At 67.0% G+C, this 26,573-nt stretch carries 24 protein-coding genes and 1 pseudogene; 14 read left to right on the forward strand and 11 right to left on the reverse strand.

Going from position 1 to position 26,573, the window contains the following annotated elements; genetic code table 11:
* Positions 1 to 345: 345 nt before the first annotated feature.
* The 5 genes from ABZX86_RS13915 (at position 346) to ABZX86_RS13935 (ending at position 6,018) form a co-directional block, all read left to right on the forward strand.
* Positions 346 to 2,103, forward strand: a complete 1,758-nt coding sequence (locus ABZX86_RS13915; protein WP_355123379.1) for an alpha/beta hydrolase — start codon at positions 346 to 348, stop codon at positions 2,101 to 2,103.
* A gap of 218 nt (positions 2,104 to 2,321) precedes the next feature.
* Positions 2,322 to 3,482: a 3-hydroxy-9,10-secoandrosta-1,3,5(10)-triene-9,17-dione monooxygenase oxygenase subunit gene (gene hsaA, locus ABZX86_RS13920; RefSeq protein WP_355123381.1), complete on the forward strand. Its 1,161-nt coding sequence runs from the start codon at positions 2,322 to 2,324 to the stop codon at positions 3,480 to 3,482.
* Positions 3,483 to 4,337, forward strand: a complete 855-nt coding sequence (locus ABZX86_RS13925; protein WP_355123383.1) for an alpha/beta fold hydrolase — start codon at positions 3,483 to 3,485, stop codon at positions 4,335 to 4,337. It begins immediately after the preceding gene.
* 111 nt (positions 4,338 to 4,448) lie between these two features.
* On the forward strand, positions 4,449 to 4,973 hold the full coding sequence (locus tag ABZX86_RS13930) for a DinB family protein (protein ID WP_355123385.1): 525 nt from the start codon (positions 4,449 to 4,451) through the stop codon (positions 4,971 to 4,973).
* 52 nt (positions 4,974 to 5,025) lie between these two features.
* Positions 5,026 to 6,018 carry a 2-dehydropantoate 2-reductase N-terminal domain-containing protein gene (locus tag ABZX86_RS13935; RefSeq protein ID WP_355123387.1) on the forward strand — a complete coding sequence of 331 codons (993 nt, stop codon included), beginning with the start codon at positions 5,026 to 5,028 and terminating at the stop codon, positions 6,016 to 6,018.
* Positions 6,019 to 6,035: 17 nt separating this feature from the next.
* On the opposite strand, the gene ABZX86_RS13940 is transcribed toward ABZX86_RS13935, so the two are convergent.
* Entirely contained in the window at positions 6,036 to 8,339 is a 2,304-nt protein-coding gene (locus tag ABZX86_RS13940) for a LuxR C-terminal-related transcriptional regulator (protein ID WP_355123389.1), read from the reverse strand.
* A 200-nt stretch (positions 8,340 to 8,539) separates the two neighbouring features.
* Between ABZX86_RS13940 and ABZX86_RS13945 the strand changes: the two genes are divergently transcribed.
* Complete coding sequence (locus tag ABZX86_RS13945) at positions 8,540 to 8,956, forward strand: hypothetical protein (protein WP_355123391.1); 417 nt, start codon at positions 8,540 to 8,542, stop codon at positions 8,954 to 8,956.
* Between the two features lie 9 nt (positions 8,957 to 8,965).
* Here ABZX86_RS13945 and ABZX86_RS13950 read toward each other — a convergent pair whose 3' ends face one another.
* The 6 genes from ABZX86_RS13950 to ABZX86_RS13975 form a co-directional block, all read right to left on the reverse strand.
* Entirely contained in the window at positions 8,966 to 9,934 is a 969-nt protein-coding gene (locus ABZX86_RS13950) for an alpha/beta hydrolase (protein WP_355123393.1), read from the reverse strand.
* Positions 9,935 to 9,965: 31 nt separating this feature from the next.
* Entirely contained in the window at positions 9,966 to 10,688 is a 723-nt protein-coding gene (locus ABZX86_RS13955) for a hypothetical protein (protein WP_355123395.1), read from the reverse strand.
* A 32-nt stretch (positions 10,689 to 10,720) separates the two neighbouring features.
* Entirely contained in the window at positions 10,721 to 11,941 is a 1,221-nt protein-coding gene (locus ABZX86_RS13960) for a bifunctional 3,4-dihydroxy-2-butanone-4-phosphate synthase/GTP cyclohydrolase II (protein ID WP_355123397.1), read from the reverse strand.
* 142 nt (positions 11,942 to 12,083) lie between these two features.
* Positions 12,084 to 13,808, reverse strand: a complete 1,725-nt coding sequence (locus tag ABZX86_RS13965; protein ID WP_355123399.1) for an MFS transporter — start codon at positions 13,806 to 13,808, stop codon at positions 12,084 to 12,086.
* Positions 13,809 to 13,881: 73 nt separating this feature from the next.
* A complete protein-coding gene (locus ABZX86_RS13970) occupies positions 13,882 to 14,538 on the reverse strand; it encodes a PadR family transcriptional regulator (protein ID WP_355123401.1) in 657 nt (218 codons plus the stop codon).
* Between the two features lie 58 nt (positions 14,539 to 14,596).
* The gene (locus ABZX86_RS13975; RefSeq protein ID WP_355123403.1) at positions 14,597 to 15,433 is read right to left on the reverse strand and encodes an IclR family transcriptional regulator; all 837 of its coding nucleotides are present in this window, start codon (positions 15,431 to 15,433) and stop codon (positions 14,597 to 14,599) included.
* A 246-nt stretch (positions 15,434 to 15,679) separates the two neighbouring features.
* Between ABZX86_RS13975 and ABZX86_RS13980 the strand changes: the two genes are divergently transcribed.
* From ABZX86_RS13980 to ABZX86_RS14010, 7 genes are all read left to right on the forward strand, one after another.
* Positions 15,680 to 16,192 carry a flavin reductase family protein gene (locus ABZX86_RS13980; RefSeq protein ID WP_327144533.1) on the forward strand — a complete coding sequence of 171 codons (513 nt, stop codon included), beginning with the start codon at positions 15,680 to 15,682 and terminating at the stop codon, positions 16,190 to 16,192.
* Between the two features lie 85 nt (positions 16,193 to 16,277).
* Positions 16,278 to 17,444: a Rieske 2Fe-2S domain-containing protein gene (locus tag ABZX86_RS13985; protein WP_355123406.1), complete on the forward strand. Its 1,167-nt coding sequence runs from the start codon at positions 16,278 to 16,280 to the stop codon at positions 17,442 to 17,444.
* Between the two features lie 11 nt (positions 17,445 to 17,455).
* Positions 17,456 to 17,701 (forward strand): hypothetical protein, encoded by a 246-nt coding sequence (locus ABZX86_RS13990; protein WP_355123408.1) that lies wholly within the window; start codon positions 17,456 to 17,458, stop codon positions 17,699 to 17,701.
* Positions 17,702 to 17,758: 57 nt separating this feature from the next.
* A complete protein-coding gene (locus tag ABZX86_RS13995; RefSeq protein WP_355123410.1) occupies positions 17,759 to 18,886 on the forward strand; it encodes a ferredoxin--NADP reductase in 1,128 nt (375 codons plus the stop codon).
* An 18-nt stretch (positions 18,887 to 18,904) separates the two neighbouring features.
* Positions 18,905 to 19,783, forward strand: coding sequence for a VOC family protein (locus ABZX86_RS14000; protein WP_355123412.1), 879 nt, complete (start codon positions 18,905 to 18,907; stop codon positions 19,781 to 19,783).
* A gap of 122 nt (positions 19,784 to 19,905) precedes the next feature.
* Positions 19,906 to 21,120, forward strand: a complete 1,215-nt coding sequence (locus tag ABZX86_RS14005; RefSeq protein ID WP_355123414.1) for an LLM class flavin-dependent oxidoreductase — start codon at positions 19,906 to 19,908, stop codon at positions 21,118 to 21,120.
* Between the two features lies 1 nt (position 21,121).
* A complete protein-coding gene (locus ABZX86_RS14010) occupies positions 21,122 to 22,153 on the forward strand; it encodes a zinc-binding dehydrogenase (protein ID WP_355123416.1) in 1,032 nt (343 codons plus the stop codon).
* 73 nt (positions 22,154 to 22,226) lie between these two features.
* Here ABZX86_RS14010 and ABZX86_RS14015 read toward each other — a convergent pair whose 3' ends face one another.
* The 3 genes and pseudogenes from ABZX86_RS14015 to ABZX86_RS14025 form a co-directional block, all read right to left on the reverse strand.
* On the reverse strand, positions 22,227 to 23,117 hold the full coding sequence (locus ABZX86_RS14015) for an SAM-dependent methyltransferase (RefSeq protein ID WP_355123418.1): 891 nt from the start codon (positions 23,115 to 23,117) through the stop codon (positions 22,227 to 22,229).
* A 137-nt stretch (positions 23,118 to 23,254) separates the two neighbouring features.
* Positions 23,255 to 23,635, reverse strand: coding sequence for a nitroreductase family deazaflavin-dependent oxidoreductase (locus ABZX86_RS14020; protein ID WP_355123835.1), 381 nt, complete (start codon positions 23,633 to 23,635; stop codon positions 23,255 to 23,257).
* Positions 23,636 to 23,986: 351 nt separating this feature from the next.
* Positions 23,987 to 24,955, reverse strand: a pseudogene (locus ABZX86_RS14025) (NADH:flavin oxidoreductase/NADH oxidase family protein); the annotation flags it as partial.
* A 119-nt stretch (positions 24,956 to 25,074) separates the two neighbouring features.
* Here ABZX86_RS14025 and ABZX86_RS14030 point away from each other — a divergent pair.
* Positions 25,075 to 25,647: a TetR/AcrR family transcriptional regulator gene (locus tag ABZX86_RS14030; protein WP_355123420.1), complete on the forward strand. Its 573-nt coding sequence runs from the start codon at positions 25,075 to 25,077 to the stop codon at positions 25,645 to 25,647.
* Between the two features lie 18 nt (positions 25,648 to 25,665).
* Here ABZX86_RS14030 and ABZX86_RS14035 read toward each other — a convergent pair whose 3' ends face one another.
* Entirely contained in the window at positions 25,666 to 26,523 is an 858-nt protein-coding gene (locus ABZX86_RS14035; protein WP_355123422.1) for a ribokinase, read from the reverse strand.
* Positions 26,524 to 26,573 lie beyond the last annotated feature (50 nt).

Genomic DNA, 26,573 nt, shown 5'->3' on the forward strand with positions numbered 1-26,573 from the left:
CGCACTGCCCGTCTCGCAGCCGCACAGCCCTGATGGAGCCTGTGCGGCTGAGACAAAGCCTGTGCGGTCGACGAGCGGCGCGTCTGCCGGTTCGACGCGCCGTGTTCGCGCGCTGTGCCGCGACTGAGCCTCTCGCGCAGCCGGCCTCTGATCGCCACGGCCCTCTCCAAGGGTGTGCGGCTCAGGTGCGAGCTGTTCTCTCGACAGAGGCAGCGTCAGGTGCGGGGTCGCGCTGCCCGCCGATGCGGAGGAGGCACGGGCTGCGCTCGAATCGCTGGCCGGCTGGGTGGGGGCGTGCGCGTGTCGTGGGCGAGGTCGTGGCTAACTGCGGGCGACACTCGGGATATGACGGGTGAGCCACCACGTGGGCGGTCTTTCGGAGCGCAGGTTGCTGAGGCATTGCGGGCTGCTGATCGGGCGGTGCGGCCGAATTATGTCGGCGTTGTGGTCGGGGCGATCTTTTTCGCGTGGTCGGTATCGCCGTCGCTGGTGCCCAGGGAGTGGATGTTTCAGGGGCTGGTGAGTGGGATCAGTGCGGTCATCGGGTACGGGGTGGGGTGTGTGCTGGAGTGGGTGGTGCGGCGGTGGGTGTGGCCGCTGCTGCCGGAGCCGGCGACCGAGTGGCTGCTGCGGTGGCGGCTGTCGGACCGGGCTCGGGAGATCACCAAACTGGTGATCATGGTGGGTGCTGCGGTGGGGGCGGCCGCGATTCTGGCGCGGTCGGCGCGGTGGCAGCGCGATCTGGAAGTCCTCATGGGGATGAAGCCGACAACCACCTCCAGCTATCTGCGGGCGGAATTGCTGGCGGCGGCGACGGTGGCGCTGGTGATCGGGGCGTACCGCGCGGTGCGGTGGTTGCTGCGCTGGATCATTCGAGTGCTCAATATCGACTGGCGGATTCCGCGGGCCATTGCCGCGCCGGGAGCGGTAGTAGTGGTGCTGGTGCTCGCCGTGCTGCTGTTCCAGGGTGTACTCGCGAAAGCCTTCTTCTCCGTGGCGAATTCGGCGTTCAGTGTGCGCAACGGGCACACCTCGGCATCGGCGGTGCAGCCGACGCTGGCCGAGCGATCCGGCAGTCCCGAATCGCTGGCTCCGTGGAAGACGCTCGGGTCGGAGGGGCGCTGGTTCGTCTCGTATGCGCCGACCGCCGAGCGAATCACGCAGGTGACGGGAAGGCCTGCGCGCGAACCGATTCGCGCCTATGCCGGGCTGGAGTCCGCGCCGACGGCGGAGGATGTCGCCAATCTTGTGGTGCGCGAACTCGATCGCACCCACGCCTGGGATCGTCAGGTCGTGGTGGTGGTGACCACGACCGGCACCGGCTGGGTGGACTCGACCACGGCGGCGGCCATCGAGTACATGTACGGCGGTGATTCCGCCATTGCGGCGACCCAGTACTCGTATCTGCCGAGCGTGCTGTCGTTCCTGTCGGACAAGCAGAAGGCCGCCGATGCCGGGCGGCTGCTGGTGCACGCGGTGCACGAGCGCTGGGCCACCCTGCCGCCGGAGCACCGGCCGAAATTGCTGGTGTACGGCGAAAGCCTCGGCTCGCAGGGTTCGGAGGCGGCCTTCACCGGGCTCGATGACATTCGCACCCTGGTCGACGGGGTGTTGTGGGTCGGGCCGCCGAACTCGAACCGGCTCTGGAGTCAGCTCACCGAGCGCCGTGATCCGGGTACCCCGGAAATCCTGCCCATCTACGCCGACGGTCTCATCGTCCGCTTCGCCGCGGACGCCGAGAATCTGAATCGTCCGGACCGGCAATGGATTTCGCCCCGCGTCGTCTACCTCCAGCATGCCTCCGACCCCATTGTCTGGTGGTCGCCGGATCTGCTCTTCACCCAGCCGGACTGGCTGAAGGAGCCGCGCGGCGCGGATGTCTCCCGGTCGATGCGCTGGTGGCCGATCGTCACCTTCTGGCAGGTGAGTGCGGATATGGCACACGCTCAGAAGGTCCCCTCGGGCCACGGCCACCGCTACGGCACCCTGTGCCTGGACGGCTGGGTCGCCGTCGCCCAGCCCGCCGACTGGAATCCCGACCTCGCCGGCCGCATTCGACAGGCCCTGGATGAGGACATCGACTGGGAATACGCGCACAAGTAGCGGGATCGGCGGTCCACGCGGAGCTGTGCGCGCGGCTGCTCCCGCTCGGCCCAGCGCCCTCGTGCTGCCCTCCCGCTGCCGCCCCACTGCCTGGCCGTGGGGCGGCAGCTCTCCTCTCACCGGGATGAGATTCCGTTGACCGGGACTTTTCCGGCCACCGGGTGTTCTGGGCCATAGCGTCGGGTGCAGGAACCACTGCACGAGGAGGAAACACCCGCATGACGAACAAGGTGCTCGATCAGGTTCGGGATCTGCTGCCCGCGATCCGGGAACGGGCGGTGCAGGCCGAACAGCAGCGGCGGGTGCCCGACGCCAGCATTGCCGAGTTGACCGAAGCCGGTGTGTTCCGCATGCTGCAGCCCAAGCGCTTCGGCGGCGCGGAGGCTTCCCCGGTGGACTTCTACCAGGTGGTGCGCGCCATCGCGACCGCCTGCCCCTCCACCGCGTGGGTGACCTCGGTGCTCGGCGCCCACCCGTGGCAGCTGGCGCTGTTCGACGATCGCGCGCAGCAGGATGTGTGGGGCGAGGACCCGGATATCCGGGTGTCGTCCTCCTACGCGCCGACCGGCAAGCTGACCGCCGTCGAGGGCGGGTTCGAGATGTCCGGTCGATGGAGCTTCTCCTCCGGCTGTGATCACGCGCAGTGGGTTTTCTTGGGCGCGCTGCTGCCCACCGACAAGGGCATGGACTACTTCACGGTGCTGGTTCCGCGCACCGACTACCGCATCGAGGATGTCTGGCACGTCTCCGGACTCTCGGGCACCGGCTCCAATGACATCGTCATCGAGAAGGCCTTCGTCCCGGCCTACCGCATGTACTCCGCCACCGATCAGGCCAATCTCATCGGCCCCGGCCAGGAGGTGAATACCGCTCCGCTGTACAAGATTTCGTTCGGCAGCGTCTTCTCCAACACCATCACCGCGCCGATCATCGGCGCGGCCGAGGGTGCGTACGAGGCGCATATCGAGCGGCAGCGGGAGCGTGTGCGCCTGTCCTACGGCGGCCAGAAGGTCTCCGACGATCCGTTCGCGCATGTGCGAATCGCCCGCGCCGCCAGCGAGATCGACGCCGCCATCCTGCAGATGGAGCGCAATACCTCCGAGCAGCTGCGCTATGCCGAAGCGGGCGAGGAGATCCCGTTCGAGGTCCGCCTGCGCACCCGCCGCGATCAGGTGCGCGGCACCGAACGCGCCTTGGAGGCAATCGATCTGCTGTTCAAGAACTCCGGCGGCCACTCCATCAAGCAGCCGAATCCGATCGAGCGGCACTGGCGTGACGCCCACGCCGGCAGTGTGCACGCCATCAATGACATCGAGCGCGCGCTGGCCATGTTCGGCAAGGGCGCCATGGGCCTCGAGGTCACGGATCGGATGCTGTAAATGACTCTCACCGTGGAGAATACGGAGCGCTGGGTCACCGTCGACGGCCATAAGCTGCGCTATCACGAGGCGGGCTCCGGTGCGCCGCTGGTGCTGCTGCACGGCTCCGGTGCGGGCGTCTCGGGCTGGGCCAATTTCGGCAATAATCTGCCGGTGCTGGCCGAGCACTTCCGCTGCCTGATTCTCGATCAGCCCGGCTTCGGCGCCAGCGAACGCCCGGAGGTGTACGAGCGCAACTACCTTCGCATCGCCGCCGACGCGGTGATCGGGCTGCTGGATGAGCTCGGCATCGAAAAGGCGCACCTGCTCGGCAATTCCATGGGCGGCGGCGTGGCCGCCATGCTCGCGCTGGACCATCCGGGCCGGGTGGACCGCGTGGTGCTCATGGCGCCCGGCGGCGTCGGCGTGAATGTGCTCGGACCCGAACCGTCCGAAGGCATTCGGCGGCTGATGGAATACAACGCGGCCCCCTCCGACGAACGCGCCATGGGCTTCCTGCGCGCCATGGTGTTCAACGAGGCCACGCTCACCCCGGAATTGGTGGCGACCCGCCTCGAGGCCGCCGCCGATCTCCGCGGCCAGGCCGCGCTGCGCGACGCCTACGCCACCTTCTACAACCCGAAGTTCGCCGAACCGCTCCCGCTGTGGGCGCGGCTCAAGGGCCTGCAGCACGAGGTCCTCATGCTGTGGGGCCGCGATGATCGCGTCACCCCCGTCGAGGGCTCGCTCTTCCCGGCTCGGCAGCTGCCGAACTCGGATCTGCGCATCTTCTCCCGCTGCGGCCACTGGGTGCAGGTGGAGCGCAAGGACGCCTTCGAACGCTCGGTGATCGATTTCCTGAACAACGGTCTGTAGGACACCGACTCGCGCGCCCGTCCCGTGCCCGGAATCCGGGCACGGGGCGGGCGCGAAGTCGTCTGCGCAAAGTCGGTTTCGCGCCACCGCCGCCACAGGTAGGTTCCGACTATGACGTGGACAGCGCCCGAGATCCAACGCACCTCGCAGCAGCTCGTCGGTGACGAGCGCGCCATGCTCCAATCCCTGCTCGACCGCGGCCGCAATGTACTGCTGTGGAAATGCCAGGGCCTCAATGGAACCCAGCTCGCCACCCGCAGCGTAGAGCCCTCCTCGATGTCCCTGCTCGGCCTGCTGCGCCATATGACCGAGACCGAGCGCGGCTGGTTCCGCAAAAGAGCGGCCGCCGAAGACCTCGACTACCTCTACTGCGCCCTCGGAACCAACGAGGACGGCGACTTCGACGACACCGAGGCCGCCGCGGCCGAGGCGGACTACGCCCGCTATCTCGATGAAATCGCCGTGTGCGACAAGGCCGTTGCCACCCTGCCCCTGGACCACACCGTCACCCACCCCCGCACCGGCACCGACCTCTCACTGCGCTGGATCTACCTCCACATGATCGAGGAGTACGGCCGCCACGCCGGCCACGCCGACCTCCTCCGCGAACGGATAGACGGCGCAACAGGGTACTGACCAGCATCGCCTGAGACATCGCACGCCTCGATCGGGGCCTAGCATCGCTGCTATGCGATACATCATCATCGGCGCGGGCGCGGTCGGCGGCGTCATCGGCGGGAGACTGGCTCAGAGTGGCAATGACGTGGTGCTGGTTGCTCGGGGTGCGCATCTTGCCGCACTGAGAGAGAACGGACTGCGGCTCGTCACCCCTAGCGGGACCGAAACATTGGCGGTGTCCGCGATCGGCGATCCTGCCGAACTCGGTGAACTGCGGGCCGATGATCTGCTGGTGCTCGCCGTGAAATCGCAGGACACGATGGCGGCGGTGGCGCAGTGGGGTCGGGCGCCGGTGGCCGGTGGCGGTATCGCCGCGGATCGGCTGGCTCTGGTGTGCGCGCAGAACGGCGTCGAGAACGAGCGGGTCGCCCAGCGGGTTTTCCGGACCGTCTACGGGCTGTGCGTGTGGTTGCCCGCGACGCATGTGGAGCCGGGGATCGTGGTGGCGCACAGCGCCCCGATGAGCGGCATTCTGACCGTGGGCCGGTATCCGCACGGAAGTGACTCCGTAATAAGTGAATTCGGAAAGCGGTTGTCGGCGAGCAACTTCGACGCACCCATCATCGAGGATGTGATGCGCTGGAAGTACGGCAAGCTTCTCAACAATCTCGGAAATGCCTTGCTGGCCTTGCTCGATACCAGCACCGACCCGGCGGCCGACCTGTGGCAGGCCTGCCGGGCCGAGGGCGAGGCGGTCTTGGACAAGGCGGGTATCGCGTACAACACCGAAGCCGAACGTCAACTGGTGCAGGGCGACCGGATGACTGTGCAGCCCATCGAGGGCGCGGCTCGGAACGGCGGCTCGACGTGGCAGAGCCTGGCCCGGGAAACCGGTTCGGTGGAAACCGATTACCTCAATGGGGAGATCGCCCTGCTCGGGCGGTTGCACGGTGTGGCGACCCCGGTCAACGACCTGCTCCAGCGCCTGGTCACCGAACATGCCCGGGCCCGCCGCAAACCCGGCGACCTGCCCCCGAGCCGACTGCGCGAGATGCTGGGCTGACCCGGTATATCGGGGACTCAGAGGGCGTGTTCGTGGGCCCAGGCGGCTACCTGGGTGCGGGAGGTGAAGCCCAGTTTGGTGAGGATGTGTTCGACGTGGGTTTCCGCGGTGCGAATGGAGATCACCAGGTCGGCGGCTATGCGCTTATTGCTGTGGCCGGCGGCGACCAGGCGGGCCACGTCTTTTTCGCGGCGGGTGAGGACATTCGTTTCCGAGGCCGCCACGGCCGATTTGCGGGCGACCCGCTTGGGTGCGGCGGACTCCGGTTCGGGGGCGGGTGCGGCGGTGCGGCCGAGGGCGTAGTCGATGGCCTCGCTGAGGGGCATATTCGCACCGGCGCCGAAGGCGGCGCGGAAAGCGTCCTCGCCCAGCGCATCCCGCATCTTCAGGCGCTCCTTGTCGCCGACGGCGACGGTGATGGCGTGCGCCAGGCGAATGGTGCTGCGCTGCAGGGATTCCGCCGCGCCGAGCAGGGTGGCGGCGCGGAGGTGGTCGCCGTTCGCCGAGACGGTCCAGGCCAATCCCTCGAAGGCCGAGGACAACCAGACGCAGCGGTCGAACAGTGCGAGCTGTTCGATGGCGCGGCGGTGGAATTCGGCGGAAGCCTCCAGATCGCCCAGCCGCCAATGGTCGATGCCGACCGTCCACAGCGCCAGCCCGCCGAGCAGATGTGATCCGCTCGCGGTGGTGAGTTCCAGGAACCGGTGCGCCAATTCGGTGCGGCCGGGGGCCTCCAGCACCATGGCCGCCATGAACGAGAAGGCGTGACTGTCCATTTCGATGGCGTGCTGCCCGTTCTCGGCCGCCAGCGCGATGGAGGAGCGGCCCAGATCCAGGGACCGCTGGCGGTCGCCGGTGGCGAAGGCGAGCAGCGAGCGGTCCAGTGCGGCCTCCGCCATGATGTCGGAATTCGGCAGTGTCGCAGCCAATTCCAGACATTCGGTGACCAGTCTGGCCGCCGACTCCTGATCGCCGAGCAGGGCCGCCAGCGAGGCCGCCGAGGACAAGGCCTTGGCGCGCTCCGCGGTCGGTTCGGGGTTGCGGGCCAGCGCATCGGTGAGCCAGCGATAGCCCTCCGACAGGAAGCGATTGTGCTCCCAGAACGGCCGCAGCACCGTCACCGTCGCAATGGTCTCCAGCGGATCGTCCTCCAGCCCGGAGCGCAGGGCCGCTCGCAGATTCGGGTGCTCGCGGGTCAATTCGCGGAACCACACCACATCACCGGATGTCCAGTACGCGGTCTGCCCGCGCATGGCCAGCTCCCGATAGTGCTTGCGATGGCGGCCGCGCACCGCTGCTGCGTCGCCGCGCTCCCGGAGCCGGTCCGCGGCGAACTGCCGAATCGGCTCCAGCATCGAAAACCGTGCGGTATCACCGTCATAGCGCTGCATGACCACGGATTTGTCGACCAGCCCGGTGAGCGCGTCGATGAGCGATCCGGAGCCCAGTTCGCAGACCGCCTCCGCGGCCTCGATATCGAATCCGCCCGAGAACACCGAAAGCTGTTCCCACAGCCGCTGTTCGGCGGGCGTGCACAGGTTGTAGCTCCAGCGAATCGCGCCCTCGATGGTCTGCTGCCGCTCCGGCGCGGTACGCGGGCCGGCACTGAGCAGACCCATGGTGTCGTCGAGCCGGTGCAGGATCTGCTCGGGGGTGAACATCCGCAGTCGCAGCGCCGCCAATTCCAGTGCCAGCGGCATACCTTCGAGGCGGCGGCAGATCTCGGTCAGCACCGCGCGATTGCCCGCGGTGAGGGTGAATTCGGGGTTCGCGGCGCTGGCGCGTTCGATGAACAGCTGCAGCGCATCGCTGTCGCCGGGCACCCCGTGATCGGGCACGGCCAGCGGCGGCACCGGCATCACCTGCTCACCCGGAATCCCGAGCACCTCGCGGCTGGTGGCCAGCACCCGCACATCCGGTGTGGTGGCGATGATCCGGCCGACCAGCGTGGCGCAGGCCTCGATCAGATGCTCGCAATTGTCGAGAATCAGCAGCAGCCGCTTGTCGGCCAGGAATTCGGTGAGCCGGGGGAGCGGCGCGGTGGTCTCATCGCTCAGATTCAGGGCCTCGGCGACGCTGAGGGTGACCAGACTGGGGTCCTGCAGATCGGCGAGCTCGACCAGCCACACGCCGTCGGGAAACGCGCGCGCCACCAGCTGTCCGATCTGCCGGGACAATCGCGTCTTCCCCATACCGCCGGGACCGAGCAGGGTGAGAACCCGAGTGGTGGGCAGCAGTCGTTTCGCGGTAGCCAGCTCGTCGCGACGGCCCACAAAACTGGTGACCTCCGCCGGGAGGTTTCCATTGACACGCCGCGCCATGAGCACCAACCTATGTGATCCGTGACGCTGATTGCCACCGGCGGTGGCATAAACGCAGTTCGCGTCGTTCTGGTAGTGCTTGCCAAGCACTGTGCCCCCGCTTACAACTCGGAGGGCGCCGAGCAGGGGGAGCCCCGCTCGGGTGTCCGAATTGTCGGTACAACCCATGTGCGGAGCGAATAAGTAGTTAAGCTCGATTCGTGTCGAACAGACCGCGCCGCGCCCGCCTCGAGGATGTGCACGAACTGGCCGAGGCCATGCCGCACGTCACCGTCGAACAGGGCCCGGCCGGTAATCCGGTGTACCAGGTGGGCCGCAAATCCTTCATCTTCTTCCGCACGCCCCGCCCCGATGCCTTCGATCCGGATACCGGCGAGCGCTATACCGATGTCATCGTCTTCTGGGTGCCCTCCGAATCCGACAAACTGGCCCTCGTCCAGGATCCGGATTCACCGTTCTTCACCACACCGCACTTCCAGGGTCATCTCTCGGTCCTGCTACGCGCCTCTCGCCTGCGGGAACTGACGGTCCGGGAACTGGCCGAGGTGATTCAGGACGCCTGGCTCTCCCGGGCGTCCCCGGCCCGGGCCCGCCGGTGGCTGGCTGAGCACCCCTGACCGCGCCGGCTAACCGGACTCACCTGCGGCGCACCGCTTCTCGGCCGCCAGCGCGTCGCACAGTGCCGCGATGATCACAGCGCGCCCGGCCCGGCCCTCGGGTGTCGGCGTCAAGGGATAGACGTGCACCAGCCCGGTGCCCTCGTAATAGTCGGTCTGCACACCGGCCGCCCGCGCCTTCGCCACCAGCAGCCGCACATCCGGCAGCACAATGTCCCGGGTGCCGCTGAAAATCGTCAGCGGGCCCAGGCCGCGCAGGTCGGCGGCCAGGGGACTGACCCGGGGATCGGACAGGGACAGCTGCCCGCGCCAATGCTCGATGAAGACCCGTGTGCCCTCCTTGCCGAGCCACGGATCATTCGGCAGCACCACATCGATCTCCGGATTGCTCAGCGACAGATCGACCGCGGGCGAAATCAGCACTGTCCGAGGCACACTCAGCTGATGCTCATCGCGCAGCACCACGGCGGTCGAGAGCGCGATCTGCCCGCCCGCCGAATCCCCGGCCAGGCAGACCTCGCCGTACCGGGCCCGATTGTCCAGCACCAGCCCGGCGATCTCGTCGACCACCTCCAGCGCGGTCCCGATGGGAACCAGCGGATAGATGGGAACGGTGACCGTGGTGCCCACCCGGGCGGCGATCTCCGCCGCCAAAGCCCAATGCTGCGGCGCGATTTCATTCACCCACGCGCCGCCGTGCACGTACACGACATTGCCGCGCACCGGACCGCCGCGCGGCACGATCGTGTACACCGGCCAGCCCAGGCTGTGATCCACCGACACCACCACATCCGAGCGCAGTCGCCGCGGCGGGCCGTAGCTCTTGGGCCGCAGGCTGCGCTCCCGAAGATGCTTGCGTGCCGCTTCCGGTCCGAGGAACGCCCGGTTGGCTCGAATTACGCGCAGGTACGCGGGGATGACCCAGCGGCTGGCGAAGCTCGGCATCATTGCCTCCTGCGAAGAGTCGTACGCCGTCATCTCGCGACCCTACCGTCGCCGGGCGGCACTGCTATCCGAACAGTGTCTTGATGTCGCTGACCAGCCAGCGACCGTTCGATTGTTCCTGCAGCGTCATGAGCATCGGAACGACTGTCGCGCCCGGCGTGGGATTGGTCGCGGTCGACCTGGTCTGCTTGGCGCTGACCAGCACCTCCGCATCGTGTGCGGTCAGCGAGCTGACGCCGCAGTGCAGGTCGGTGACGGAGCTGCGCACCTGAGCCTGGACCATCGCCGGCCGCAGCCCGGCCGAGCTCTCGGAGAAGCTCTGATGCCAGGAGCCGGTCGAGCCGTTCAGCACCGCGGTGAAATAGGGGTCGAGATCGGTGTACGAGTAGGTGGACATGGCCGTCGCGTAGTCACACGCCGCGCGCCGTACCACCGCTTGCCGCCCGTCCACATCCGAAACCTGCTGCCGCATTTGCGCTATGGTGCTGCCCCGCTCCTGCGCGGTGTGCCGCTGCTGGGTGTACATGACGAAGAAGGTGGCGGCGATGGCCACACACAGCACCGCCAGCGCCGCCGAGATCACCGGAATCATCGTCACCGCCCGCGACCGCGGCGGCGCGATCGGCGGCGGCATCGAATACGACTGGGGTGGCATCGAATACGGCTGCTGCTGGATCGGCTGCTGCGGGGAGGCGGGGCCCGGGGGAACGCGCTGCTCGGCCGGCATCACGTGCGGCTGCTGCGGCGATACGGAGTGCGGCTGCGGTACGTCGTCGGGCGTCGACACTGAATCCCCCTCGCGATGACTGTGCGCAGATGCTATCCCGCCGCGTCGACCTCGGTGAGCTGGTGGCTCATCCGATCACGTTTGGTGCGCAGATAGTGCACATTGTGTTCGGTGGGCAGCGTCTGCAGCGGAACACGGCGCCGCACCGCGATGCCGTGCGCCTCCAGTCCGGACTGTTTGGCGGGGTTGTTGCTCAGCAGCAGAACGGAGTTCACGCCGAGGTCGGTGAGAATGCGGGCGGCCGCGCCGTAATCGCGGGCGTCGATGGGGAGGCCGAGCTGTACGTTGGCGTCCACGGTGTCCGCGCCCTGATCCTGTAATTCGTAGGCGCGCAACTTGTTCAGCAGGCCGATGCCCCGGCCCTCCTGGCCGCGGAGGTAGATCACGACGCCGCGGCCCCGTGCGGCCACCGCCTCCAGCGCGGCATCGAGCTGTTCGCCGCAGTCACAGCGCCGGGAGCCGAAGGCATCGCCGGTGAGGCATTCCGAGTGCACCCGGGTGAGGACTTCGTCGCCGGCGGGATCACCGTAGACGAGGGCGAGATGCTCTGTGCCGGAATGCTCATCGGCATAGCCGACCACCCGGAAGTCGCCGAAGCGAGTGGGCAGCCGGGTCTCGACCACGCGCGAGATGCCGTTCTCCAGGCTCTTGCGGTACGCGATCAGATCGGCGATGGAGATGATCGGGATATCGTGCGCGCGGGCCATGACCAGCAGTTCGGGCAGCCGCGCCATGGAGCCGTCGTCATCGACGACCTCGGCGATCACTCCGGCCGGCCGCAGTCCGGCCAGCCGCATGAGGTCGACGGCGGCCTCGGTATGGCCCGGACGGCCCAGTACGCCACGGGGATTCGCGCGCAGCGGGAAGACGTGCCCGGGGCGGGAGAGCTCCTCGGGCCCGGTGCGCGGATCGGCGAGCAATCGCATGGTGCGCGCGCGATCGGCGGCCGAAATCCCGGTGCTGACACCGGAAATCGCATCCACGGACACGGTGTACGCGGTTCCCTTGGGATCCTGATTGACTGCCGTCATGGGCGGCAATTGCAGCCGATCGAGGTCCTCGCCCGCCATGGGCACGCAGATCACGCCGCTGGTGTAGCGCACCAGGAAGGCGATGTTCGCGGGCGTCGCCTTCTCGGCGGCGAGGATGAGATCGCCCTCGTTCTCGCGGTCCTCGTCGTCCACCACGAGCACCATGCCGCCGGCCGCGATCGCGGCCACCGCGGTCGTAATGCTGTCGAGTTCACCGGTCATCGTCGACCACCTCCTCTGGGTATTCCTAATAGAAATATGCGCAGCGCGGAACAACGAGGTGGGGTCCCGCTCACCGGAAAGAAAAGCGGAAAGAAAAGTGGCCCGGAGGCATGCTGCCTCCGGGCCACTTCCATTCAGTCGATCAGTACGCCGTACCGCCGGTGGCGGGTGTGCGACCGGCCTTCATGATCACCGCGCCGATGAGCGCGATGATCGCCGCTCCCGCGATGAAGTAGAAGCTGATCTCGTATCCCTTGTCGGCGAACAACATCGGGATGTCCTGGGTGACAGTGTTCGGGCCCTTCGGAGTCAATACCGTGACCTCCGCCTTGACCGGGTTGGCATTGAGGAAGGCCGTGGCCACCGCCAATCCGATGCCCGCGCCCATGGATTGCATGACGCCGAGCATGCCCGCGCTGATGCCCTGCTGTTCCGCGGGCACCGCCTCCACCATGAGATTCGGTGTGGCCGCGTAATAGAGGCCGAAGGCGATACCGAAGACCGCGCTGATCAGTGCCTGCATACCCCAGCCATGCGAGGTGGTCGCATAGGCGATCGCCGCGCCGACGAAGATGACGAGTGCGAACACCAGTGGCTGACGCCCGCCTCTGCGGCGAATCCAGAGACCACCGAGGAAGCCGAAGAGCATGGCGATGATCGACTGTGCGACCGCGAGATGCGTGGCGTACTTCAGCAGGCTGAAACCATTGCCGTAGGTATAGCCCGGATCCAGTTTCACATCGACCATATTCGGCGGCAGCTGCGAGTAGACGGCCTCCGGCGGCACCTTGACCGCACCCGGCGGCAGTTCCACGCCGGGCGGCAGCGCTGCCTTCGCCTGTGCTTCGGCCCCGGCCTGTGCCTGCTGCAGCGCGCCGGCCTTGACCTGATCCCAGGTGGCGGTCTTGACCTGATCGACGACCTCGGCGGCCGGCGGGGACTGGGTCATGTAACCGGTTGCGTAGGACTGGTATCCGATCATGAGCGAGGCCAGCAGTGCGATGAACAGCAGCACACTGACCCGCGGTGTGAACAGCAGCTTCATATCCATGATCGGGTTCTTGACGCGCATTTCCACGATCGGGAAGAGCGCCAGCAGCACCAGGCCGCCGAGGAGCCATGCCAGGGTTGACGGCTTGCTCCAGCCCCAGTCCTGGCCGTTGTCCAGGTAGATCAGGGTGAACACCAGGCCGGCGCCGAGCAGAATTGCGCCGACGAGGTCCAGCCGCTGCGGGGTGCGCAGCTTGGATTCCGGGACGATCGCGATCACCAGGGGAATCATCACCACGGTGAAGGCGAACAGGAACCAGAAGATGGAACGCCAGCTGTAATGATCGACAATGAAGCCGCCGATCAGCGGGCCGGCCAGCGCCGAGACGCCCAGACCGGTGGAGGCGATGCCCAGGCCGATCGGAACCAGCTTGCGCGGCATCAGGTCTCGAATGAGGCCGTAGGAGATGACCGCGGTCGCGATGGCCGTCGCCTGCAGGCCGCGGCCCAGCAGGAAGAGCATCCAGTTGCTGGTGATCGCGCAGATGGCGCAGCCGATCATGAACAGCACGCCGCAGACCAGGAACATCCGCTTCTTGCCGACGATATCGCTGAGCTTGCCGATGACCGGTGAGGTCGCGGCGCCGACGACGCCGAAAATAATGATGGCCCAGTTGATATTCGCGCCGTGGGTCGGGAAGGTGGGCGCGATCTGGCGCAGTGCCGCGGAAACCATGACGTACTGCATGGGTGCGACCTCGGTGAACAGCACGATCACGGCGAGGACGGAGAAGATCCGAAGCTTCGAGGCCCCGTCGAGGCGGCCGGTGTTGTCGTCGGCGCTGGGGGGCGCCGTGGTATCGACGGAGGTAGACATGTGGCGTCCTCCAGATTGGGTGGGTAACACGGTGACGTGAACCGTGTCACAACCCGGGGGCGCCGACTATGGACTAGTCCGTTGAGTGGGACTTTTCTGAATTTGATCGTTTCACATTCTTGCGGCGGCTACGCTGCCTCGCTAGTTTGTCCAGATCAGCCAGGAGATCGGCGGCGAATTCGCGCTCGGCCTCGTAATGCTTGACGCACCAGCGCAATACCGCGCTCGGGTAGGCCCAGTCCGGATTGGCGTCGGCCCCGTCGGCATCGATCTGCGCCCGGCGCTGCATGCGCTCGGCGTAATCGATGTGCTGGGTGAGGATTTCGCGCATGCGGTCCGGTTCGGCGAGATGGCCGAGCCAAGCCCGCAGCATCACACTGTGTTTCAGGACGGGGGCCTCGACGGGGGAGTTGTTCACCCAGTGCGAGGCGGCCTCCCGCCCGCTGTCGGTAATGGCGTACATGCGTTTACCGCGCATGCCGTCCTCGGAGACCACGGTCCGCGAGGTCGCGTAGCCGTGCTTCTCCAGCCGTTTGAGCTCGGCGTAGATCTGGCTGAACGACGGACTCCAGTAGAAGAACTGCAGACTCCAGTCCGCCCACTTCTTCAGGTCGTAGCCGGAGAGTTCGTCTGCGTGCGAGAGCATTCCGAGCACGGCCCAGGCGGTGGTGGGCAGATCCGGGATCGGCTGTTCCTCGCCGTGGGCGGGGCGCGCAGCGCCATCGGTCATAGTCGAACTGTATCGCTCTCGCACGCGCGTTCCTTCTGTGTCCGGTTCGAACATTCGGTCAGCGCCAGTGCGCACGACGCGGGAACAGGGTGCGCCCGGCCTCGTGGGCGACCTCGAGCACAACGCGGGCCAGCCGGTCGTAGCTCATGCCGTCGGCGCGACCCGACAGTGACAGTGCGGCCGGTGCGGTACCGCGGCCACGCAGCGGCGCTGCGACACAGGCGATTCCGACGACAGCTTCCTCGCGGTCGATGGCCACGCCCTGGCGCAGGCGGATCTGCGCGAGTTCCCGCGAGAGCGCGTCCGGTTCGCAGATGGTGCGCGGGGTCAGGCGCGGCAGCCGCACGCGCAGCGCGGCCTCGGCGATATTGGGCTCCAGACAGGCGAGCATGGCCTTGCCGACACCCGTTGCGTGCGCGGGCATCCGGCCGCCGAGGCGGGTGGGCAGGCTGGAGGCGAAGCGGCCGCCGGCCTTGTCCAGGTAGACCACATCGCGGCCGTCGAGCACCGCGAGGTGGCCGACCATGCCGGTGCGCTGGCTCAATTCGTGCAGCAGCGGGCTGACGGCATCGCGAATCTCGTTGTGATCAGCGGTGAGTCCGCCGAGTTCGAGAGTGCGCATGCCCAGGCGGTAGCCGCCCGAGGTGTGCGCCAGCCAGCGCAGCTTGATCATCTGATCGAGGATGCGGTGCACGGTGGAACGCGGCAGCCCGGTGCGCTCGACCAGGCCGAGCAGGGTGAGCGTGGGGGTGGAGGTGTCGAACGCGTCCAGGATCAGGGTCATCCGCTCGATCATCGAGACGGGGACTTCGGCGCTGGCGTTTCGATTCTGGTTGGCGCGCATGGGGGTATGAGGGTTTCGAGCTTCCGCGGAGGGGAGCAGTGCGACGGACATTTGAGCCTCCGTTGGTTCCGACATCCAGTCTAGGGATATTCCGATTAGGCATGTGCCGGGTTCGGACCTTGTGCTACCCATCACAGTGCCCTGCACCACACGCTGGGGAATCGGGAGAACTACGTAGCTTTTGTCCCGTTCTACGGATTCATGTCTCGGTGACCGAACCATCATATTGACGCCTCCTCGTCCTGACCTGCTGTTATGACTGACAGCCATATTTCGAACCGAAATAAAGGAGGCGCCGTGGAACCGGTGCTGGAGGTGGATCGCATGCCTACGGAGATCGACCCGACCGCTTTCAAAGCAGTGCTCGGGCGGTTCGCCTCCGGGGTCACTGTGATCACCGCCATTGACGAGGGGGAGCCGGTCGGCTTCGCCTGCCAGTCCTTCGCATCGCTGTCCCTCGAACCGCCGCTGGTGAGCTTCTTCCCCGCCCGGACCTCGAGCACCTGGCCGCGCATTCGGCGCGCCGGGCGGTTCTGCGTGAACATCCTGGCCGATCATCAGACCGAGATCTGCCGCCAGCTCGGCCGCCCCGGCGCCGACAAGTTCGCGGGCGTCGAGTGGACCGGCTCGGAGAACGGGTCGCCACTGCTCACCGGGGCCCTGGCAACGATCGACTGCGAACTGCACGACGAGGTCGACGGCGGTGACCACACGGTGGTGATCGCCCGGGTGACCGGCTTGAACGAGCACTCCGAGGCGGCACCGCTGCTCTTCTACCGCGCGAGCTTCGGACGTCTCGCAGACCGATAGCAACCTCCCGGCCAGTGGGACAGCCATTGTCATCGGCGTCACATCGGCCGCAACCATCAATACAAGGCAAGGGAGAGGAACTCACATGACCACCACGGATGGTGCTGTCACGGAAGTGCGAGTCATCGATGCGGGCGCGCCGCCCACCCGATTCGCGCGCGGCTGGCACTGCCTGGGCCTGGCCGACACCTTCCGGGACGGAAAGCCGCACACCGTCAAGGCGTTCGGCACCGAGATCGTGGTGTTCGCGGCCGAGGACGGCACCCTGAACGTGCTCAACGCGTACTGCCCGCATATGGGCGGAAACCTCGCCGACGGCACCGTCAAGGGTGATTCGCTGGCCTGTCCGTTCCACGATTGGCGCTGGAACGGCAAGGGCAAGTGCACCGGCATTCCGTATGCGCGCCGGGTACCGCCGCTGGCCCGCACCAAGGCGTGGCCGACCATGGTCGAGAACAAGCAGCTGTTCGTCTGGAACGATCCGGAGAACAAGCAGCCGCCGGCCGAGGCCGCGATTCCGCGCGTGGACGCCGCCTTCGACGAGCAGTGGACCGACTGGACCTGGAACTCCATGATCGTCGACGCCAACTGCCGCGAGGTCATCGACAATGTCGTGGATATGGCGCACTTCTTCTATGTGCACTACGGCTTCCCGACCTTCTTCAAGAATGTCTTCGAAGGCCATATCGCCAGCCAGTACATGACCTCGGTCTCGCGCGAGGACATGATGGGCGCGACCGCGAAAGCGTTGGGCGGCAAGAACGTTCTGCAGTCGGAGGCCTCCTACTACGGGCCGTCCTACATGATCGACTACCTCAAGAGCGAGAGCGCCAACGGGCTCGTCGTCGAGGGTTACCTCATCAACTGCCACTACCCGATCAATGAGAACCAGTTCGTGCTCATGTACGGCGCCATCGCCAAGAAGCCCGAGGGCGTCTCGCCCGAGCAGGCCGCGGAGATCGCGGAGAAGTTCGTCGGCGGACTCGGCAAGGGCTTCGAGCAGGACGCGAATATCTGGAAGCGCAAGTCGCGCATCAACAATCCGCTGCTGTGCGAGGAGGACGGGCCGGTCTACCAGCTGCGCCGCTGGTACGAGCAGTTCTACACCGACGCTGCCGACGTCACCGAGGAGATGACCACCCGGTTCGAGTTCGAGGTGGACACCACCCGCGCGGTCACCGCCTGGGAGGCCGAGGTCGCCGACAACCTGGCCAAGCGCGCCGAAGCCGACGCCGCCGCGGCGCAGGCCTGAGAGGCACTGTCATGGAACAGGTTTCGTGCCGGTCCTGCGGGACCTGCGTGCTGGTGGAGAAGTTCAGCCCCCAGCACACCAGCGTGCAATGGAACAACGCCGCCGTCGCGGCCTGCACGGAGCTCTCGACCACCGGTTTGAAGTCGCACACCTGCAATGCCTTGCGCGCCAGCATCGACGAGGCCGTCGCCTCGGGCGCGCTGAGCTCCAGCACGCGCGACGTGGATGTGCGCACCCGCGGCCGGACCCTGACGTAGACGGCCTGCCGCCGCACTGATCGAAATAGACAGCACAGGAATGGAACTGGTGGAGCGATGACCGTGACAGACATCGAACCTAATGCCGCGTCGCTCGACCGCGAAGCGGTAGAGCTCGAGGTCGATGCCGTGCTGGAGTCCGCGCAGGCGAGCGGGATCGCGTCGGTGCGGGTCGTGCGCGTGGTGCGGGAGACCGCGGATGCGGTGTCGATCGAGCTGGCGCCGGAGGCGGCGCATGCCGAGCGGTTCTCCTATAAGCCGGGCCAGTTTCTGACGCTGCGCATTCCGAGCGAGCTGACCGGGTCGGTGAGCCGGTGCTATTCGCTCTCCAGCGCGCCGCACGAGGACGGGCCGCTGAAGGTCACCGTCAAGCGGACGGTCGAGGGCTACGGCTCGAACTGGTTGTGCGACAACGCCGCCGAGGGCATGTCCCTGGATGTGCTGCCGCCCGCCGGACTGTTCACACCGGGCTCCCTGGACACCGATCTGCTGCTGTTCGGCGGCGGCAGCGGTATCACCCCGGTGCTGTCGATCCTGAAGTCGGCGCTGGCGCAGGGCTCCGGCCACGTCACGCTGATCTACGCCAATCAGCACGAGAACGCGGTGATCTTCCGCGAGGAATTGGCGGAACTGGCCGCAGCGCACCCGGATCGGCTGCTGGTGCTGCACTGGCTGCAGTCGGTGCAGGGCCTGCCGCGCGTGGAACAGCTTGCCGCACTGGCGAAGCCGTGGGCGGCACGCGAGGTGTTCGTGTGCGGACCCGGACCGTTCATGGACGCGGTCAGCGCCGCCATGACCGCGCTCGGCGCGGACCGCAAGCGCGTTCATATCGAGAAGTTCGTCTCGCTCTCGGGCAATCCGTTCGAGACCGATGCCGCGGTCGATATGGAGGCTGCCGCCGAGGCCGGTGACAATGCCACCGTCGAGGTCGAACTCGATGGCGAAAACCACGAAATCACCTGGCCACGGCAGCAGACACTGTTGGATGTGCTGCTCGCCAAGGGGCTGGAAGCGCCCTACTCGTGCCGCGAAGGCGCGTGCAGCGCCTGCGTGTGCCGGGTGGTCTCCGGCGAAGTCACCATGCGGCGCAATGAAGTTCTCGAAGACGCCGACCTGGAAGACGGCTATGTGCTGGCCTGCCAGGCAGTTCCGGTGACCGACAACGTCTCCGTCACCTATTCCTGATTCCAAGGAGTGTTCACCATGGCTGCTTTCAGCTCTCTCGGCTACGTCCGGGCCCGCATCGCGGATGTCGAGGCCTGGCGTAGGTTCGCCTTCGACACCATCGGTTTCGCCGAGGGGACCGGGCCCAATCCGGACTCGATCTACCTGCGCACCGATGAGCACACCTACCGGCTGGAATTGGTGCCCGGTGAGCGCGACGAGGTCATCGCGGTCGGCTGGCAGGTCGCCGATACCCGCTCGCTGAGTCTGGTGCGCGAAACCCTCGAGAAGGCCGGCGTCGCCGTCACCGCACTGTCGGTGGCGGAGGCTGCGAACCGGCATGTCGAAGAGGCCATCAGCTTCGTCGACCCGTCCGGCTTCACCGTCGAGGTCTTCCACGGCCCGCTGCTCGATCACACCCCGGTGCTGACCAAGTACGGTGCGCGGTTCGTCAATGGCGATCTGGGTCTCGGTCATGTGGTGCTGCCGGTTCGCGATATCGAAGACGCCCGCCGGTTCTACACCGAGGTACTGGGTTTCGCCTCGCGCGGCTCGTTCCGCGTCGGCCCGCCCGACCATCCGATCTGGATTCGCTTCATGGGTGTGAACCCGCGTCACCACAGCCTCGCGCTGATTCCGGGTACCCGCGCGGACGGCCCCGGCATCGTGCACATCATGGTCGAGGTCGACTCCCTCGACGATGTGGGCCGGGCGCTCGACCGCGTCACCAAGGCGGGCTACCACCTGTCCTCGACGCTGGGCCGCCACACCAACGACAAGATGATCTCCTTCTACGTCCGCACCCCCGGCAACTGGGATATCGAATTCGGTTGCGAGGGAGCGCTTGTCGGACCCGACTATGTCGCGGAGGAGATGACCGCGGACAGCTACTGGGGCCACGAATGGGCCCGCGGCTGACCCACCCGGACCAGGCCCGCCGTCCTCGGTGACGGCGGGCCGCCGCGTACCTGCCAGAGCCCCGGCGGGCATGCGGCGAAGATCGGAGCACAACTGAATATCTCGCAAAGGAGCGACGAACATTGAACCAGCCCAACGCGACACCTGCCGGACCCACTCGCTTCGGCTTCTTCATCGCGCCGTATCACCCGCTCAACGGCAATCCCACCCTGCAGATCCAGCGGGATCTGGAATTGGTGGAACTGGCCGATCGGCTCGGCTACGCCGAAGCCTGGGTCGGTGAACATCATTCCGCCGGAATGGAAATCATCGCCGCCCCCGAGGTATTCCTGGCTGCCGCCGCGCAGCGCACCCAGCAGATCCGGCTCGGCACCGGCGTGAATTCGCTGCCGTACCACCAGCCCATGATGCTCGCCGACCGGCTCGCGCTGGCCGATCATCTCAGCAAGGGCCGCATGATGATGGGCATCGGGCCCGGGCAGCTGGCCTCCGATGCCGCCATGATGGGGGTGCCGCCGGCTCGGCAGCGCGAGATGATGCACGAATCGCTCGCGGCGCTGGCGCCGCTGCTGCGCGGTGAGGTGGTCAGTGCCAAGACGGACTGGTTCGAGCTGAACGACGCGCGTCTGCAACTGCTGCCGTATCAGCAGGACGGCATCGAACTGGCTGTGGCATCGACGATTTCGCCCTCCGGTGCGGTGCTGGCAGGTAAGCACGGTGCGGGGTTGCTCTCGCTGGCGGCGTCCGACCCGAGCGGGTACGAGGCGCTCATGCCGAACTGGAAGGTCTACGAGCAGACCATGGCTGCCAACGGCCATACCGTGGATCGCGCCAAGTGGCGGCTCGTCGCGCCCATGCATATCGCGGAGACGCGCGAGCAGGCCCGCCGCGAAGCCGAATGGGGCGTAGGACATCTCGTCGATTACATGAAGCGGCTCAGCGGTATGGACATGCCGTGGGGCGATACCGCCGCCGCGGCCGTCGAGCAGTGGACCGGGCCCGGTTTCCCGTCCTTCGGCCGCGCCACCATCGGCACACCAGACGATGCCATCGCCGCCATCGAGGCCCTGGCGCAGCAGTCCGGCGGTTTCGGCACCTTCCTGGTGCTCGGCCTCAATGTCGCGGACTGGGATGCCACCCAGCGTTCCGCGCGGCTGTTCGCCGAACACGTCATCCCGCATTTCACCCGCGCCAACCGCAATCGTGAGGCCTCGCTGAACTGGGCCAACGAGAACAGCGAACGCTTCATGACCGGCCTGCGCGCCGGCATCGAAGCCGCGTTCGTCACGCACAGCCAAGCGCTCGCCGATGCGCTGCAGCCCGAGGAAGGAAACTGATATGCGCGCGGTAGTCATGCGCAACCGGAAGCTGGTTGTCGACGAGGTGCCCGATCCCGTTCCCGGGCCCGGTCAGGTGCTGGTGGAAACCATTGCCTGTGGAATCTGCGGATCCGACAAGGCCGCACTGGATTACACCGACGACTTCCTGCAGGCGTCGCGGGACAGCGGTGTTCCCACATTCTTGTTCGACCCGTGCCGCGATATGGTCATGGGCCATGAGCTGTCCGCCCGCGTCATCGGCGCGGGCCCCGACACCCCATTTGTCGAGGGGCAGAACGTGGTTGCCCTGCCGTGGGCACTGGACACCGCCGGTGGAATCCACGGCGTCGGCTACTCCAACGACTTCCCCGGCGGCTTCGGCGAGCGCATGGTGCTGCAAGCCATGGCCCTGGAGCCGATTCCCGAACACGTGCCCCCGCATGTGGCCGCCATGACCGAACCGCTCGCCGTCGGCTTCGGCAATGTGGCGCGCACCGGCATCGGCCCCGAGGGCACCGGCATCGTCATCGGTTGCGGCCCGGTCGGTTTGGGTGCGGTCGCGGCCCTTGTCGAACGCGGCGTCGCCCCGATCGTGGCCTCCGACCCGTCCAAACTGCGCCGCGAAGCAGCACTGCGGCTGGGCGCGCACCGGGTCGTCGACCCGGCCGTCGAAGATCCGGTCGAGGTATGGGCCGAACTGGCCTCTCCCGGCCAGCAGTTGCACGTCTGGGTCTGCGCCGGCGTCCCCGGCCTGCTCAACGACCTCATGTACAAGGTCCCGCGGGAAACGAAGATCCTGCAGATCGGCTCGGTCATGACCGACGACGTCATCCGCCCGATCGTCGGCATCTACAAGGACATTTCCCTCCAGATGTGCATGGTCTACCCCCACGAGGAATACGCGAAAACCCTGCACCGCATAGCAGATGGCGTCATCGACGCCGAATCCCTCGTCACCACCCAGGTCGGTTTCGACGGCGTAGCCGACGCCATAGAATCCCTCCGCCACCCCGACGACCACATCCAAATCCTGGTCCGCCCCCACCTCTGACCGCCCCCACATGTCCTCGCGACACGCCGTATCGGTGCTGGACGAACGATCAGCGGGCTCTGGTGGAGGAAGTTCACGGCGTGTCGCCACCACCAGAGCCCGCTGAACGTGTTCCAGCGGTGTGGGGTTGGTGGAGGACTGCGCGGGTCAGGCGGCAGAGGTCTGCGGGGTGGAGGGGGTCGGTGCGGTGCCAGAGGGTGGGAGGGACGGAGTCTCGCTGTGAGATGTGCTCGGCCACAGTGAATCCGTGACCGGTGAGGATCGTGGTCAGGGTGGCCGGGGTGAAGAAGGTCAGCCAGGGCTCGCCGCGTTCGGCGGTGGCCGGCAGGGCGAATTCGGCATAGGCGGCGCCGTATTCGTCGCGGAGTTCGGGTGGGAGGGCGTATTCCATGATGAGTTCGGTGCCCGGTGCGAAAGTGGCCAGAATGGCGAGGGTCGCGGTTATCGCGGGTGCGGTCAGGTACATGCTGACGCCGAGCCAGCTCACCAGGGCGGGGCGGGTGGGGTCGAATCCGCGCGCGGTCAATTCGCTCGCCAGATTGTCGTGTTCGAAATCTACGCCCACGAAGTGTGCTGTGGTGGTATCTATTCCGGCGGCCGCCAGCAATTCGCATTTCCACCGCTGCGTGGCGGGATGGTCCACTTCGTAGACGGAGACCTGCCGGGCCAGTGGGGATCGGTACGCGAAGGTGTCCAGTCCCGCGCCGAGGATCACATATTGGGTGAAGCCTGCGGACAACCGTGCCTCGGTGTAGTGGCTGCGGGCGTTGACCTGCGCGCGCGTACCGCTGAGTACCGGGTGATCGCCGTATTCGCGGTGATATGCGATGAGTTCGGCGGCCCGTTCGCCCAATAGTGTCGCGGCGACGGTGTCCTGGAAGAGGTATGGCTCGTGGTCTACAACGAGATGCGCCGCGCGACCGGCTGCCGCCATCATCGCGGTCTGGCTCGGGCCCTGATCCATGGAATCTCCCTCTCTAGGCATCGTGAAAGCCGATGTTAGACAGGGAAATTAGGATTTGCATTCACCATATCAGAAGAAAATAAATTCCCGATAACGGAAAAGGGGCCACGGTGCCGGCGGCCCCTTTTCCATTGCGGTCAGCGGTCGGTGAAGGTGATTCGTACGGTGACCGGGGTTGTTTCGAGGGCGGCGAAGGCGGTGCGGGCGAGCGGGGCGAGGAGGGGGTGGGGTGCGAAGGTGCGGGAGCGGGCATCCACGTCGTCGTCCGGGAGCAGGACGGCGGTGCCGGTGCGCCACCGATTGCCCTGGCGGACACGGACATTCGGGTCTGCGGAGATATTGAGGCCCCAGCCGGAACGGAGGCCGTGCTGGCAGATGCCCCAGGCGCCGGATTCGTCGAAGAGCAGGGAGATGGGGACGATGCGGGGTTGGCCGGATTTGCGGCCGGTGGTCTCGAGCTCGGCGGCCAGGGCGGTGCGGACGCCGATGCGGCCGAGGGCGCGGACGGCCGGGTTCATGACGTAGCGGCCGAGGGCGCGTTCGCGCTGGAATTTGCGGGCCTCGCGGGCGGTCGCATTGCGCGGGGCGGGGGAGCGCTTGCTGCGGAAGGCGTCGAAACCATTGCGGCGCACCATGGTGACGGCGGTGCGCCAGGGCGAACGATCGGGGTCGGGGTCATTGCCCGCGCCGAGAATGTGCAGCTGGTCGGTGTGCCACTGCAAATCGAGTGCGCCGTCGAAGGCCTTCAGGCCGGAATTGGCGGCCAAGCGCGGGGGCAGGCCGAGCGTAATGGCCGGGGGCCGCAGCGTTTCGGTGCCATTGGTGAGCAGATCCGCTGCGGCAGTGGGGAAGACGGCCGTCGGGCGGCCGAGGCCGACCATGTCACAGGTGGCTTTGGCCACCGCTTCCGACATGGCTGCGCGCGAACGGAATCCGCCGGTGACGGCGATCGGTACGCTGCCCGCCGCGGCACGCGCCGACTCGGCGTAGTCCAGGAAGTACGCCTCGCGCGCCCGCGTGCTGTCCGACACCGTGCTCGGACGGTCCAGCATCGCGGGGGATTCGTAACTGCCGCCGCTGATTTCGATCATGTCCACGCGTTCGGCGGACAGCTGCTCGATCACGGCGCGCGACTCGTCCTCGGTGAAGCCGCCGCGCTGAAAGTCCGCGGAATTGAGCTTGATGCCGAGACCGAAGCCGGGACTCACCGCATCGCGGATGCTGCGCACCACCTCGAGTACGAAGCGCATGCGGCGCTTGGGGTCGCCGCCCCAGTCGTCGGTGCGCTGGTTGGAGCGCGGCGACAGGAACTGCGACACCAGGTATCCGTGGGCACCGTGAATCTGCACGCCATCGAAACCGGCAGCCTCCGCAATTCGGGCGGAGGTGCCGAAACGCGTGATGATGTCGAGGATTTCATCCTCGGTCAGCGCGCGCGGGGCGGGTATGCCCGGAATGCTCACGCCGATGGCCGACGGCGCCACCGTGCGGGTCCGGGTGACGAGCGGATTCGCCTGGCGGCCCGGGTGATTCAGCTGCACCCACACCTTGCTGCCACCCGCCTTGGCGACCGTGGCCCAGCGGGTGAGCGCGCCGAGGTGCCGTTCGTCCTCCATGGCTATATTGCCCGGTTCACCGCAGTGCCGGCTGTCCACCATCACATTGCCGGTGACGATCAACCCGTACCCACCGGCGCTCCAGCGCGCGTAGAGTCGTTCCAGCCGTTCGTCGGGGGCATTATCGGGAGTGCCGAGCCCCTCGCTCAGGGCTGATTTCATAATCCGGTTCGGCAGTACCTGGCCACTGGCCAGCGGCAGGGGATCGTGCAGGGTCGTCACGGCTGGGCCCCGATCGTCGTCGAGTGGGTTGGGCGGCGGTCTACACTCGGCGGTAGACCAATCGGTATATCGGAACGGTAGTACACCGATCGGTATACAGCAAGGAAGGGAATACCCCCATGGGAGCGCGCGACCGCCTCATCGACAGCGCCATTGCTCTCATGCGCTGTAAAGGCATCGCCGGGACCGGCATATCGCAGCTACTCGAGCACAGCGGCATCTCGCGCCGCTCGGTCTATCTGAATTTCCCCGGCGGCAAATCCGAACTCGTCGCCGAGGCCACCCGGACCGCGGGGCAAGCCTCCAGCGCGCTCATGCGCACCCTCACCGCGGGCGCGGATCTGGCCACCGTCATCGCTGCCTTCCCGGCCATGTGGCGGGAGGTCGTGGTCTCCAGTGATTTCTCGGCCGGGTGCCCGATCGTGGCCGCGGCTTTGGGACGCAGCGAATCGCCGGAGGCGGCGGATGTGGCGGGAACGACATTCCTCGAGTGGGAGGGAATCCTCGCCGATCGGCTCGAAGCCGAGGCCGTCGAACCCGATGCGGCTCGTTCGCTCGCCACCACCATTGTGGCGGCCGTCGAGGGCGCGGTCATCATGTCGCTGGCCACCCGCTCGACCGATCCGCTCGAGCGCGCCGGGAAGCAGATGGCGGAACTGGTCGGCATGTACACCGGCAAGCCCGTCGCCTGAATCAGCGCGACAGCCGAGTCAGCGCGACAGCAGCCGTTCGATCTCACTGCGGGTCGGAATCGATGCGCTGGCACCGAGTTTCGTAGTCGCGAGGGCGCCCGCGGTACTCGCCCAGGCCAGTGCGATCTCCGGACCCTCGTGCCAGTGCGCGGCGAGCGCTCCGGTGAATGTGTCTCCCGCAGCGGTGGTATCGACGACATTCACCCGCACACCGGGCTGGGGCAGCGTAATGCCGTCCGGTCCACGGTAGATCGCGCCGTCCGCGCCGAGCGTGGTGATCACATGCGGCACCGCATCCAAGGCCGATCCGAGCTGTGCCGCCTCACCCTCATTGACCACCGCGATATCCACCTCGGCCCACAATTCGGCCGGAAGCTCCTGCACCGGTGAGGGATTGAGCACCACCGCCGTGCCATTGGCGCGCGCGTGCCGGGCCGCGGCCACCACGGTCGGCACCGGAATCTCCAACTGGCACAGCAGCACATCCGCCGCCGCGATGGCTTCGAGGTCCGCGTCGTCCAATTCGGTCATCCGAGAATTGGCCCCGCCCACCACGATAATGCTGTTCTCACCATTGCCGTCCACCACGATCGCCGCGACCCCGCTGGGCCCGTCCACCCGCCGCAATCGCGAAACCCGCACCCCCGCATCGTGCAGCACCCGCCGCAGTTCCTCGGCGAACACGTCATCGCCCACCGCGCCCACGAACGTCACCTCGGCCCCGGCCCGCCGCGCCGCAATCGCCTGATTCGACCCTTTCCCGCCCGGTACCAGCGCAAACCCCTCACCGGACATGGTCTCCCCGGGCTCGGGCCGTCGCCGCACGGTTGTCACCAAATCCATATTGATGCTGCCCACCACCACAATCCGCGCCATAACCGCGACCCTAGACGAGCGCCCTCCGATCCCCGCCCGCCGCGAGTGTG

The sequence above is a fragment of the Nocardia sp. NPDC006630 genome (genome assembly GCF_040611495.1).
Taxonomy (GTDB): Bacteria; Actinomycetota; Actinomycetes; order Mycobacteriales; family Mycobacteriaceae; genus Nocardia.